This is a genomic window from Streptomyces sp. NPDC003247, from assembly GCF_042888135.1.
Taxonomy (GTDB): Bacteria; Actinomycetota; Actinomycetes; order Streptomycetales; family Streptomycetaceae; genus Streptomyces.
Genome location: NZ_JBIAPF010000017.1, coordinates 36,670 through 49,561, shown reverse-complemented (window position 1 = coordinate 49,561; position 12,892 = coordinate 36,670). Strand labels below are relative to the sequence as shown.

Below are 12,892 nucleotides of genomic sequence, written 5' to 3'. Positions count from 1 at the left end.
GCAGTGACGCTGCGTCCCTACGGACCGCCGAGACGAGGATGCCCTACACCTCCACCCCGAAGGGCGGAGCACTGGGCAAGCGTTCGGTAGTGCCCCCGGCCGGACTGCGTGACAGCGGCGGCGTACGGCCGGCCGCGTACAGCGGCCGTGGCGTGCGGCCGCACTGCGTACGGCCGAAAGTGCACCCCGCAGTCACGACGCGGTCACGATCGCCCACTTGACACCGCATGCGTACTTGCCGACCTTTCGCACCCGGCGTAGACCAGTGCCCACGGGACAGCGCTCGGACCTTCGACGAGGACGAAGAACGGGGCAGTGATGCGCAGCACGAGCAACACCAGCCGGACCCGCAGGACCGTAAGGGCCGCCGCCGCACTCGTCGCGGGAGCGCTCGCGCTCTCGCTCACCGCGTGCGGCAGTGACGACGACAAGAGCAGCGGAGGCGAGAGCAGCCCCGGCGAGGAGTCGGGCAGCTCCCTCACCCTCCCGAAGCTGGACGGCACGACCCTCTCGGTCGCCGCCGTGTGGACGGGCGCCGAGCAGGCCAACTTCAAGAAGGTCCTGGCCGAGTTCGAGAAACGCACCGGCGCGAAGGTCACCTTCGTGCCCGCCCAGGACCCGATCGTCAACTTCCTCGGCTCGAAGATCGCGGGCGGTCAGCCGCCGGACGTCGCGATGCTCCCGCAGCCGGGCGCGATCCAGCAGGCCGTGGAGAAGAAGTGGGCCAAGCCGCTGGGCGCCGAGGCGAAGGCGGAGCTGGCGAAGAACTACTCGCAGGGCTGGCAGGACATCGGCGCGGTCGACGGCACCCAGTACGGCGTCTACTACAAGGCCGCCAACAAGTCGCTGATCTGGTACAACGCCCAGGTCTTCGAGAACGCGGGCGCGAGTGAACCCAAGACGTGGGACGAGCTGCTGACGACCGCTCAGACGGTCTACGACTCCGGCGTCACCCCGTTCTCCATCCCGGGCGCGGACGGCTGGCCGCTGACCGACTGGTTCGAGAACGTCTACCTCTCCCAGGCCGGCCCGGAGAAGTACGACCAGCTCGCCAAGCACGAGATCAAGTGGACGGACCCCTCCGTGACGGAGGCCCTGACCACGCTGGCGCAGATCTGGGGCAAGAAGGACTACGTGGCGGGCGGCGCCGGCGGAGCCCTCCAGACGGAGTTCACCGAAGCGGTCACCCAGACCTTCACCGGCGGGGACCAGCCCAAGGCCGCCATGGTCTACGAGGGCGACTTCGTGCAGGTCAACATCGGGCAGACGAAGGCCGAGGTGGGGACGGACGCGAAGGTGTTCCCGTTCCCGAAGGTCGGCGACACCGCGCCCGTGGTCTCCGGCGGTGACGCGGCGGTGATCCTGAAGGACTCCGAGGGCGCCCAGGCGCTGGCGACCTTCCTGGCCTCGCCGGACGCGGCGGAGATCCAGGCGAAGCTGGGCGGCTACCTGTCGCCCAACAAGAACGTCGATCTCTCCGCGTACCCGAACGACGTGCAGCGCACGATCGCCGAGGCGCTGATCGAGGCGGGCGACGACTTCCGCTTCGACATGTCCGACCAGGCCCCGCAGTCCTTCGGCGGCACGCCCGGCAAGGGCGAGTGGAAGGACCTCCAGGACTTCCTGAAGAACCCGACGGACGTGGCCGGCATCCAGAAGAAACTGGAGTCGGACGCGGCAGCGGCGTACGGGAACTGACCCGGCCATGAAGTCGGCCGCGGCGGCGGGGGCTCCCGGAGCCCCCGCCCCTCCTCGCCTGCGCAAGAGCGTGACCGGCACCCGCCGGACCGTGGCGGCACTGTTCCTGCTGCCCGCCCTGGTGCTGCTGGGCGCGCTCGTGGTCTACCCGATCGGGTACTCGGTCGTACGCAGTCTCTACGACCAGTCCGGCGACGGTTTCGCCGGACTCGACAACTACCGGGCCCTCTTCACCGACGACGGCATCCGCACGGCGCTGAAGAACAACGTGATCTGGGTGGTGTTCGCGCCGACGGTCGCGACCGCGCTCGGTCTGGTGTTCGCGGTGCTGACCGAACGGATCCGCTGGGGCACCGCGTTCAAGCTGGTCGTCTTCATGCCGATGGCGATCTCGATGCTCGCCGCCGGCATCATCTTCCGGCTGGTCTACGACCAGGACCCGGACAAGGGCGTGGCGAACGCGGTGTGGGTCGGTGTGCACGACACGTTCGCGCAGTCGTCGGCGTTCCCCAAGGCCCACCCGGGCCGTGAGTCGCCGCTCCGGGCGGAGAAGGGCGGGGCGTTCATCACCGCGGAACCCGTCCGCGCGGGCGACCCGGTCGCCCTGCCCCTGGTCGGCGTCGCCCCCGACCAGATGCCCGACGGCGCCGAGAACGCCGTCCGGGCGGAGTCCGAGCCCGGCAAGGTCACGGGCACGACCTGGCAGGACTTCACCCGCGGCAAGGGCGTCGGCACGCTCGGCGCCCCGGACCCGTCCGAACTCGGCTACGCGGGCATGCGGATCGAGGCGGTCAAGGACGGCGAGGTCGTCGCGTCCGCCGAGGCCGCGGCCGACGGCACCTTCACCCTCCCCGCGGCGGCGGACGGCGCCCGGCTGCGGCTGCCCGCGAGCAACTTCCAGGAGCCGTACAACGGCCTGGACTGGCTCGGCCCGTCCCTGGTCACGCCGGCGATCATCGGCTCGTACATCTGGATGTGGGCGGGCTTCGCGATGGTGCTGATCGCGGCCGGGCTGGCGAGCGTGCCACGGGAGCTGCTGGAGGCGGCGCGGGTCGACGGCGCGAACGAGTGGCAGGTGTTCCGCAGGGTCACCGTGCCGCTGCTCGCGCCGGTCCTCGCGGTCGTCGTCGTCACCTTGATGATCAACGTGCTGAAGGTGTTCGACCTGGTCTTCATCATCGCCCCCGGCTCCTCCCAGGACGACGCGAACGTGCTCGCCCTGGAGCTGTACCGCAAGGGCTTCTCCGAGGACCGACCAGGTGTCGCCAGCGCCATCGCGGTGTTCCTGCTGCTGCTGGTGATCCCGGTGATGTGGTTCAACATCCGTAGGCTCCGACGGGAGGTGCGGCGATGAAGGCCGCCGACGGACCGGTGCGGGCCGAGCGGTCCCCGGCCACGAGGATCGTGGAGAGGCTGGGCGGCGGTCTGGTCCGGGTGTTCCTGCTGCTGGTCGGTCTGTTCTGGCTGGTGCCGACCATCGGCCTGCTGATCTCCTCGCTGCGCTCGCCGGAGGACCTCGGCGCGAGCGGCTGGTGGACGGTGTTCACCGAGCCGTCCCAGCTCACCGTGGACAGCTACCGGAAGCTGCTGGAGAACGGCGACATCACGGACTCGATCGTCAACACCGTGCTGATCACGGTCCCGGCGACGGTGCTGGTCGTGGTCGTCGGCTCGCTCGCCGGCTACGCGTTCGCGTGGATGGAGTTCCCGGGCCGGGACTGGTGGTTCCTCGGCGTGGTGGGCCTGCTGGTGGTGCCCGTGCAGGTGGCGCTGATCCCCATCGCCGAACTGTTCGGCGCCGTCGGCCTGTTCGGGTCGGTGCTGGGGGTGATCCTGTTCCACGTGGGCTTCGGTCTGCCGTTCGCGGTGTTCCTGCTGCGGAACTTCTTCGCGGAGATCCCCCGCGAACTGCTGGAGGCGGCCCGCCTCGACGGCGCCGGCGAACTGCGCCTGTTCGTGCGGGTCGTGATGCCCCTGGGCGGGCCGGCCATCGCCAGCCTGGGCATCTTCCAGTTCCTGTGGGTCTGGAACGACATGCTGGTGGCGCTGGTGTTCACCGACGCCGGCAGCCAGCCGATCACGGTCGCCCTCCAGACCCAGGTACGGCAGTTCGGCAACAACGTCGACGTGCTGGCGCCCGGCGCGTTCATCTCGATGGTGATCCCGCTGGCCGTTTTCTTCGCGTTCCAGCGGCAGTTCGTGTCCGGTGTGATGGCCGGCGCGGTCAAGTAGGCGTCCGTACAAGGGGGGTGGACCGTCACCGGTCCGCCCCTCGCCGTTCACCCGGTGTCCCCCGGATGCCGTAGGCGAACGTAACCAAGTCACTCCATCGGCCGTTGCCGGGCCAGGCCCTGTCGTCCCGCGCCGACCCATGGATGTCCCTTGCCCAGGTTCAGTGTCATCGTCCCCGCGTACAAGGTTCAGGCGTATCTGCACGAGTGCCTCGAATCGGTGCTGTCCCAGTCGTACCCCGACCTGGAGGTGATCGCCGTCGACGACCGCTCGCCGGACGCCTGCGGCGAGATCATCGACGAGTTCGCGGCGCGCGATCCGCGCGTGCGCCCCCTGCACCTGCCGGAGAACGCCGGCCTGGGCCCGGCCCGCAACGCCGGTCTGGCCCGGGCGACCGGCGACTACGTGCTCTTCCTGGACTCCGACGACACGCTCACCCCGGACGCGCTGGAGGCCATCGCCGACCGGCTGAAGGAGACCGGCGAGCCGGACGTCCTGGTCTACGACTACGCCACCACCGACTGGACGGGCGAGGCACGGCGCCACCGGTTCGCCGCGCAGCTCACCGAGGAGGGCCCGGCGCCCTTCCGGCTGGAGGACCGGCCGGGCCTGCTCCGGGTGCTGATGGTGGCCTGGAACAAGGCCTACCGGCGGGACTTCGTCACCCGCGCCGGCCTCACCTTCCCGCCCGGCCTCTACGAGGACACCCCCTGGACGTACCCGGCGCTGCTGACCGCCGAGTCGATCGCGACGCTGGACCGGGTCTGCGTGCACTACCGGCAGCGCCGCCGGGGCAGCATCCTGTCCACCACCAGCCGCCGGCACTTCGACGTCTTCGACCAGTACGACCGGGTCTTCGCGTTCCTCGACGAGCGGCCCGCGCTCGCCCGGTGGCGGCCGGTGCTGTTCCGCCGGATGGTCGACCACTTCACGACCGTGTTCACCCGGCCCGGCCGGCTGCCCCGCGGGGCGCGCGCCGAGTTCCTGCGCCGGGCCCGCGCCCACTACCGCCGCTACCGGGCCCCCGGCGCGCCCGTCCCGCCCCGCTCCCGGCTGCGCCACGCCCTCGTCCGCCTCGGCCTGCACCGCACCTACCGGACCCTCCAGGCCACCGAGACCGCGGCCCGCCGCGCCCGCGGGCTCGCCGGGACGCTGGGCCACGCCCTGCGGGCGGGCCTGCTCCAGGCCCACTACCGCATCCAGCTGCGGCTGCCGCTCCGTGCCGACCGGGCCGTCTTCGCCGCCTACTGGGGGCGCGGCCACGGCTGCAACCCGGGCGCGCTGGAGGCCGCGTTCCGCACCTTCGCCCCGCACGTGCGCACGGCGTGGATCGCCCGTCCCGAGCACCGGCGGGACATCCCGCCGGGCCCGCGCCCGCTGCGCCCCGGCACCGCCGCCTACTGGACGGCGCTGGCCCGCTCCAAGTACCTGGTGAACAACGTCAACTTCGACCGCCGGCTGGTCAAGCGCCCCGGCCAGGTCTTCGTCCAGACCCAGCACGGCACCCCCCTCAAGCGCATGGGCCTGGACCTCCAGGAATACCCGGCGGCCGCGCGGGACATGGACTTCGCCGAGCTGCTGCGGGGCGTCGACAAGTGGGACTACGTCCTGTCCGCCAACCGCCACACCACCCTGACGTGGGAGCGCGTCTACCCCGGCGGGTACACCACGCTGGAGTACGGCTACCCCCGCAACGACGTCTTCCAGCAGGCGACGGCCGCGGACGTGACCCGGCTGCGCGACGCGCTCGGCATCCCCCGCGACACGGTCGCGATCCTCTACGCGCCGACCCACCGCGACCACCGCCGCACCCAGCGCGCCGTCCTCGACCTGGAGCGGATCCTGCGCCGCCTGGGCCCGCGCTTCGTGATCCTGGCCCGGTCCCACTACTGGCAGCCCGCCCCGCCGCCGCGCGACGGCCGCGTCCTCGACGTCAGCGGCCACCCCGGTGTGGAGTCCCTCTGCCTGGCCTCGGACGTCCTGGTCACCGACTACTCGTCGATCATGTTCGACTACGCCAACCTCGACCGCCCGATCGTCGTCCACGCCCCCGACGACGACTGGGCGGCCTACGAGGCGGCCCGCGGCACCTACTTCGACCTGCGGGCCTGCCCACCGGGCGCGGTCGCCCGCAGCGAGGACGAACTGATCGACATCTTCGCCACCGGCCACTGGCGCGGCTCCCGCTCCGCCCAGCTGCGCGCCGCGTTCCGCGAGCGGTTCTGCCCGTACGACGACGGACGGGCCGCCGAGCGCGTCGTACGGCACGTCGTGCTGGGCGAGACGACGCCGCCGCCGGTCGTGCCGCTCGCCGAGCGCCGGCCCGTGCCGTCGGCGGCCTCGGCGTTCACGCGCACCCCGCTCACCACCGTGCCGCAACCGTCCGGTCCGCAGCCGTCCGACCGCCGCACCGTCACCGACCGGCTCTGACCGTCACCGACCCCGGCGCTGACCGTCACCGACCGGCTCCGAGGGCCGCTCGCCCCCGCGGCCCGGCCGGGCCCGGCCTCCGGCCCCTTCCGGCGACTCCGGCGGCTCCGGACCCTCCGGCCTCTCCGGACCCTCGACAGCGAAAGAACAGAGAAAGAGCAGTATGCCCCGCTTCAGCATCATCGTCCCGTCCCACGGTGTCGCGGGCCGGCTGTCCCTGGCGCTGGACTCCGTCCTCGCCCAGTCCTTCGGCGATTTCGAGCTGCTCCCGGTCTGCGACGCGCCCGGCACCCCGGCCGCGGACGTCGCCGCCGGGTACGCCGCGCGGGACCCCCGGGTGACGCCCGTGCACTCGCCCCCGTCGGCGGGCCTGGCCGGCGCGCGCAACGCCGGGCTGCGGGCGGCGACCGGCGCGTACCTGCTGTTCCTCGACGGCGACGACACCCTCGCCCCGGGCGCGCTGACCGCCGTGGACGCCCGCCTGGCCGAGACCGGCGAGGTCGACGTCCTGTACGCCGAGCACGAGCGCTGCCCGTGGTGGGAGGGCGAGCCGGCCAACCCGGCGGCCCCGCTGCTGGCGGGCGCGCCGCGGGGCGCCTTCGCCCCCGCCGAGGCGCCCCGGGTGACCGGCGTGGAACTGCCGGCGTGGAGCGCGGCCTACCGGCGGTCCTTCCTCACCGGGCACCGGCTCGCCTTCCCCGACGGCCACTTCACCGACATCGGCTTCGGCGGCCTGGTCACCCTGCGCGCCGAACGGATCGCGGTGCTGCGCCGGGTCGTCGTACGGCACCGGCTGCGCCGGCAGGGCGGCCGGCTCAACCTGCCGGGCGAGCACCACACCGAGCTGCTGGACCGGGCGGAGGCGGTGCTGACGGCGGCGGCCGAGCTGTCCGTGCCGGCCGGGCGGTCGGGGCCGCTCTTCGAGCAGCTCTTCGCCGCCGTCCTGAAGACGGCCGCGCATCCGGCACGGCTGCCCGGTCCGCTGCGCCGCGCCTTCTTCCGCCGGGCGGCCCGGCTGTACCGGCTCCACCGCCCAGCCGGTTTCCGCAGGCCCGGCGGGAGCATGGGGGTGCAGCACCGGCTGCTGGCGGCGGGGGCGTACACGGCGTTCCGCGCGCTGCGGGACGCCAACCGGACGGCGTCGGCGGCCGTCCGGCGCGTCCCGCGCCCCCGGGGGCTGCGCACGCGCCTGTACTACCGGATGCAGCTGCGCCGCCGCATCGACCCGAACCTGGCGGTGTACTGCGCCTACTGGGGGCGCGGATACGCCTGCAACCCGGCCGCGATCCACGCCAAGGCCGCCGAACTCGCCCCGCACATCCGGTCGGTGTTCCTCGTCGAGGCCGACCGGGCGCACACCCTCCCCGAGGGCGTCGACCACGCCGTCATCGGCTCCCGCCGGTACTGGCGGGTCCTGGCGCGCGCCAGGTACCTGGTCAACAACGCCAACTTCGCGGAGGGCGTCGTCAAGCGCGCCGGCAGCGTGCACGTGCAGACCCAGCACGGCACCCCGCTGAAGAAGATGGGCGTCGACCAGTCGACGTACCCGGTGGTGGCCGCCGCGAGCGGCAGCTTCACCAAGCTGCTGGGCCGGGTGGACCGCTGGGACTTCAACCTCTCCGCCAACACCCACTCCACCCAGATGTGGGAACGCGCCTTCCCCGGCTCCTACGAGCACCTGGAGTACGGCTATCCGCGCAACGACGTCTTCTGCACGGCGACCGCCGAGGACGTGGCCCGGATCCGGCGGGAGCTGGGCGTGCCCGACGGGACGACGGCCGTCCTGTACGCCCCCACCCACCGCGACTGGCGGACCGGGTTCGACACGGGCCTGGACCTGGAGGCGTTCTGCGAGGCCGCCGGCGACGACGTCGTGGTGCTGCTGCGCGCCCACTACTTCTACGACCGGGGGGTGCGCGCCGGCACCGGCCGGATCATCGACGTCACCGGCCACCCCTCCACCGAGGAGGTGTGCCTCGCCGCCGACGCGCTGGTCACCGACTACTCGTCGATCATGTTCGACTACGCCAACCTGGACCGCCCGATCGTGGTGTACGCCGACGACTGGGACGTCTACACCGAGACGCGGGGCGTGTACTTCGACCTGATGGCGGCCCCGCCCGGACCGGTCGCCCGGACGCCTCGGGAGCTGGCGCGCGTCTTCCGCGACGGCTCGTACGCCTCCGCCGGGTCCACGGAGCTCAGGGCCGCCTTCCGGGCCCGTTTCTGCGGGTTCGACGACGGCCGGGCCGCCGAGCGCGTGGTGCGCCGGGTGCTGCTCGGCGAGCCCGCGGAGGCACTCCCGCCCGTGCGGCCGCTCACCGAGCGCGTCCCGGCCCCCGCCGCCTCCCCCCTCGTAAGGAGCTGACCGCAGCAGTGCCCCGCTTCAGCATCATCGTCCCCTGCTTCAAGGTGCAGGGCTTCCTGCGCGAGTGCCTCGACTCCGTCCTGGAGCAGTCGTACCGGGACCTCGAGGTGATCGCCGTCGACGACCGCTCCCCCGACGGCTGCGGCGCGATCCTCGACGCGTACGCGGCCCGCGACGACCGGGTACGGGTCCTGCACCTGCCGGAGAACGTCGGCCTCGGCCGCGCCCGCAACGCGGGACTGCCGCACGCCACCGGCGACTACCTCTTCTTCCTCGACAGCGACGACACCCTCGCCCCGGGCGCGCTGCGCGCGGCGGCCGACCGCCTCGACGAGACCGGCGACCCGGACGTCCTGGTCTTCGACTACGCCCGCACCTACTGGTGGGGCGGCACCCGCCGCAACGCCCTCGCGCACGTCCTCGCCGACTGCGGCCAGGACACGTTCACGGCCGCCGAGCGCCCCGAGATCCTCGACCTGCTGATGGTCGTGTGGAACAAGGTGTACCGGCGGGACTTCGTCGAGTCGAACGGCTTCCGCTTCCCGCCCGGCTACTACGAGGACACCCCCTGGACGTTCCCGGTGATGCTGAGCGCGGAGCGGATCGCCACGCTGGACCGGATCTGCCTGTACTACCGCCAGCGCCGCCAGGGCAACATCCTGTCCACCACCAGCCGCAAGCACTTCGACGTCCACGACCAGTACGAGCGGGTGTTCGCGTTCGTCGGCTCCCGTCCGGAGCTGGCGGGCTGGCGGCCCTACCTGCACCGCAAGATGGGCGAGCACTGTCTGGACATCCTCGCCAAGCCGGACCGGCTGCCGCCGTCGGACAAGGGCGAGTTCTTCCGGCGTACGGCCGAGCTGTTCCGCGCCCACCGGACGGCCGAGCCGGTCCCCGACGAGCTGCGCGTGCTGGAGGGCGGCTACCAGGCCTACCGGGCCCGGCGGCTGGCCGGGCGGGCCGGGCGCGAGCTGGCCCGGCGCGGGGGGCAGGCGCGCGCGGCGGCGGGGGCGCGGGCGCAGCGGGCCGTGGGCGCCGTGCAGGCCCGGCGCCCGCTCGATCCGCACCTCGTCGTGTACTCGGCGTTCTCGCACCGGGGCGTGCTCGGCGATCCGGGGGCCGTCTACTTCACGGCCCGCGAGATCGCCCCGCAGCTGCGGGGGGTGTGGGTGGTGCGGGACGAGGAGACGGCCGCGCGGCTCCCGGACGGCGTCGAGCACGTGCTCCTGGACTCCCCCGCCTACCGGCGGGTGACCGCGCGGGCCGGTTTCTTCGTCAACAACGTCAACTGGCCCGGCTCGCTCGTCAAGCGCCCCGGCAGCGTCCACATCCACACCCACCAGGGCACCCCGCTGAAGTACATGGCGGCCGACCTGCTGGAGCGGCCCGGCGCCCGGTACGGGGTGGACGTGCCGCAGATGCTGCGCCGCGCCGACCGCTGGGACCACAGCCTGGTCGCCAACCCGCACTCCGAGCTGGTGTGGGAGCGGGCGTACCCGTGCCACTTCGCGTCGGCGCGGACCGGCAGCCCGCGCAACGACGTGCTGGTGAACGCGGGCGAGGGCGCGGGCGCGGCGGTGCGGGCGCGGCTGGGCGTGCCGGACGGCCGCACGGTCGTGCTGTACGCGCCGACGCGCCGCGAGTACGTGCGCGGCGGGCACGTCGACCGGATCGACCTGGCCCGGTTCGCCGCCGACCTCGGCGAGGACCACACCCTCGTGGTGCGGCTGCACCCCTCCCTGGCGACCGGTCCGGCGCGCGGGACGGGCCTGGCCGAGCTGCACCGGCGCGGGATCCTCGTCGACGCGACCGACGAACCGCACGTCGAGGACGTCCTGCTCGCCGCCGACGTCCTGGTCACCGACTACTCGGCCCTGATGTTCGACTACGCCAACCTGGACCGGCCGGTCGTCGTCCACGCCGACGACTGGACCACGTACGCGGCGAGCCGGGGCGTCTACTTCGACGTCACCGCCGAGCCGCCCGGCCATGTCTCGCGCGACTACCGGGAGCTGGCCCGGCTGTTCGCCTCGGGCGGCTGGCGCGACGAGGAGTCGGCGCGGCTGCGGGCGGCCTTCCGGGAGCGGTTCTGCGCGTTCGACGACGGGCGGGCGGCCGAGCGGGTCGTACGGACGCTGCTGCTGGGCGAGCCGATGCCGCAGCGGGCGCGGGTACACGTCCCGGGCCCGGCGACGTCCCGCGACCTGCTGGCGTCCACGTGAGCGTGCGCCCGCGATCCACCGGTGAGCGGGTGGGGACGCGGCCACGGCCGGCCGGCGTCCGGGGGTGGTTCCGCCGGCGGCCCGTCGACGTGCGGATGTGGTTCCGCGCGCGGCAGGCCGGTGGCCGGGTGGGGACCCGTCCGCGGCCCGCTCGCGGTCGGGCCTGGTTCCGTCCGCGGCCCACCGACGCACGGGTGTGGTTCCGCCCGCGGCTCGTCGACGTCCGAGCGTGGTTCCGCTCGCGGCCCGCCGACGTCCGGGTGGGAACGCGTCCGCGGCCCGCCGGCGGTCGGGCCTGGTTCCGTCCGCGGCCCGCCGACGTCCGGGTGGGAACGCGTCCGCGGCCCGCCGGCGGTCGGGCCTGGTTCCGTCCGCGGCCCGCCGACGCACGGGCGTGGTTCCGCCCGCGGCAGGCCGACGTCCGGGTCGGGACGCGTCCGCGGCCCGGCGGCGGTCGGGCGTGGTTCCGCCCGCGACCCGCCGACGCACGGATGTGGTTCCGCGCGCGGCAGGCCGGTGGCCGGGTGGGGACGCGTCCGTGGCCCGCCGACGGCCGGGGGTGGTTCCGCCCGCGGCCCGCCGGCGGCCGGGCCTGGTTCCGTCCGCGGCCCCGGGGCTGGGTGCTGGTGCTGGCCGTCGTGTTCGCGCTGCTTCAGCTCACGAGCGTCACCGGCCGGGACACCCCGGACAGCAAGAACTACCTGTCGTACGCGCTGAGCCTGCGCGGGGAGGGCAAGCGGGAGGCGGCGGCCGCCACGATCGACTGGGCGTGCGCGGGGCAGGCCTCGATCGCGGTCCGGCGGCAGCGCGTGGACGTGATCCGCTTCCACCGTCCCGACCCCGGCGCCCGGGTCGGCGGCGACTGCCGGGCGCGGGAGTGGCGCAACGCCGGGGCGCGGCTGGCGGCGGGGCAGACCGGCGGGCACACCGTGCCGTTCATGTCGGAACGCTTCATGCGGATCTTCGAGGTGCGGCCGGGCTATCCGGTGTTCCTCGTCCCGTTCGTCACCGTGTTCGGGGTGGTGTGGGGGATGTGGGCGGCGGGCGTCGCGGTGACCGTGGCGGGCGGAGTGCTGGCGTTCCTGATCCTGCGGACACTGCGCGCGCCGACCCGGTTCTGCCTGACCGGGCAGGTGCTGTACTACGTCCTGCCGTGCGGCGCGACCGCCATGCGCCCGATGACCGAGGGGCTGCTGCTGGCGCTGACGCTGACGGCGGTGTGGGGCTGCGCGCTGGCCCTGGACGGGCGGGTGCGGTGGGGGGCGGGGCTGGTGGGCGGTGCGCTGGCCGCCCTGTTCGCGGTCAAGCACTCGCAGGCGCTGTTCCTCGGGCTGTGTCTGGCGGGTGCGGGCGCGCTGGTCGCCGTACGGCGCCGGCGGCGCGGGGGGCCGGTGGGGCGCGGGGTGGCGGTGCTGGGCGTGGCGGGCGGGTGCGGGGTGCTGGGGACGGTGCTGCTGGCGTGGCTGCTGCGCTACCCGTCGGCGTCGGAGAGCCTCCAGGACCTGCTGACCCACCACTTCACCCGGCCCGACCGCGTCCGTCCCTGGCCGGAGTTCTGGCAGCTCCAGGGGAACTTCTGGGGGGAGTGGGCGCGGCGGCAACTGGGGGATCCGCTGTTCCCGGCGGCGCTGGCGGCGGGGGCGTGGGGGGCGCTGGGCGGCCGGCGGCGGACGTTCGGCGTGTTCCTGGTGGCGGCCGCCTGCACCGGGGTCCTCACCCAGGCCGGGCACCCGGACATCGTCATCTGGGGCGGCCGGCTGATCGTGCTGGCCTGGCTGCTGCCGGTGCTGGGCCTGCCGCTGCTGCTTCAGTCCGCGGTCCGGGAGCGGGCCGTGCCGCCGGCGCCCCGGGAGCGGACCGGAACCGTCAAGGCTCACTCGATGAGGTGACAGTCGGCAAGGCTGTTGACGCGGGCGGGAACACATACGGCCGATGTCTCCCA

7 protein-coding genes are annotated in these 12,892 nt (G+C 73.7%); all 7 read left to right on the top strand.

What is annotated here, in order from left to right:
- Positions 1-318: 318 nt before the first annotated feature.
- The 7 genes from ACFYWQ_RS38490 to ACFYWQ_RS38460 all read left to right on the top strand — a co-directional run bounded on the left by ACFYWQ_RS38490 (position 319) and on the right by ACFYWQ_RS38460 (position 12,839).
- Positions 319-1,698: an ABC transporter substrate-binding protein gene (locus tag ACFYWQ_RS38490; RefSeq protein ID WP_389523830.1), complete on the top strand. Its 1,380-nt coding sequence runs from the start codon at positions 319-321 to the stop codon at positions 1,696-1,698.
- A gap of 7 nt (positions 1,699-1,705) precedes the next feature.
- Positions 1,706-3,052: a carbohydrate ABC transporter permease gene (locus ACFYWQ_RS38485; protein ID WP_389523826.1), complete on the top strand. Its 1,347-nt coding sequence runs from the start codon at positions 1,706-1,708 to the stop codon at positions 3,050-3,052.
- Positions 3,049-3,930 (top strand): carbohydrate ABC transporter permease, encoded by an 882-nt coding sequence (locus ACFYWQ_RS38480; RefSeq protein WP_389523823.1) that lies wholly within the window; start codon positions 3,049-3,051, stop codon positions 3,928-3,930. Before ACFYWQ_RS38485 ends, ACFYWQ_RS38480 begins: the two co-directional genes overlap by 4 nt.
- 150 nt (positions 3,931-4,080) lie before the next feature.
- Positions 4,081-6,360: a CDP-glycerol glycerophosphotransferase family protein gene (locus ACFYWQ_RS38475; protein WP_389523820.1), complete on the top strand. Its 2,280-nt coding sequence runs from the start codon at positions 4,081-4,083 to the stop codon at positions 6,358-6,360.
- Between the two features lie 163 nt (positions 6,361-6,523).
- Entirely contained in the window at positions 6,524-8,728 is a 2,205-nt protein-coding gene (locus ACFYWQ_RS38470) for a CDP-glycerol glycerophosphotransferase family protein (protein WP_389523817.1), read from the top strand.
- Positions 8,729-8,736: 8 nt separating this feature from the next.
- Entirely contained in the window at positions 8,737-10,950 is a 2,214-nt protein-coding gene (locus tag ACFYWQ_RS38465) for a CDP-glycerol glycerophosphotransferase family protein (RefSeq protein ID WP_389523814.1), read from the top strand.
- Positions 10,951-11,570: 620 nt separating this feature from the next.
- A complete protein-coding gene (locus ACFYWQ_RS38460) occupies positions 11,571-12,839 on the top strand; it encodes a hypothetical protein (RefSeq protein WP_389524066.1) in 1,269 nt (422 codons plus the stop codon).
- The last annotated feature ends 53 nt before the right edge of the window (positions 12,840-12,892 follow it).

Coding starts and splice junctions, on each gene's coding strand:
- ACFYWQ_RS38490 (WP_389523830.1), top strand. CDS start 319: ATGCGCAGCACGAGCAACACCAGCCGGACCCGCAGGACCGTAAGGGCC.
- ACFYWQ_RS38485 (WP_389523826.1), top strand. CDS start 1,706: ATGAAGTCGGCCGCGGCGGCGGGGGCTCCCGGAGCCCCCGCCCCTCCT.
- ACFYWQ_RS38480 (WP_389523823.1), top strand. CDS start 3,049: ATGAAGGCCGCCGACGGACCGGTGCGGGCCGAGCGGTCCCCGGCCACG.
- ACFYWQ_RS38470 (WP_389523817.1), top strand. CDS start 6,524: ATGCCCCGCTTCAGCATCATCGTCCCGTCCCACGGTGTCGCGGGCCGG.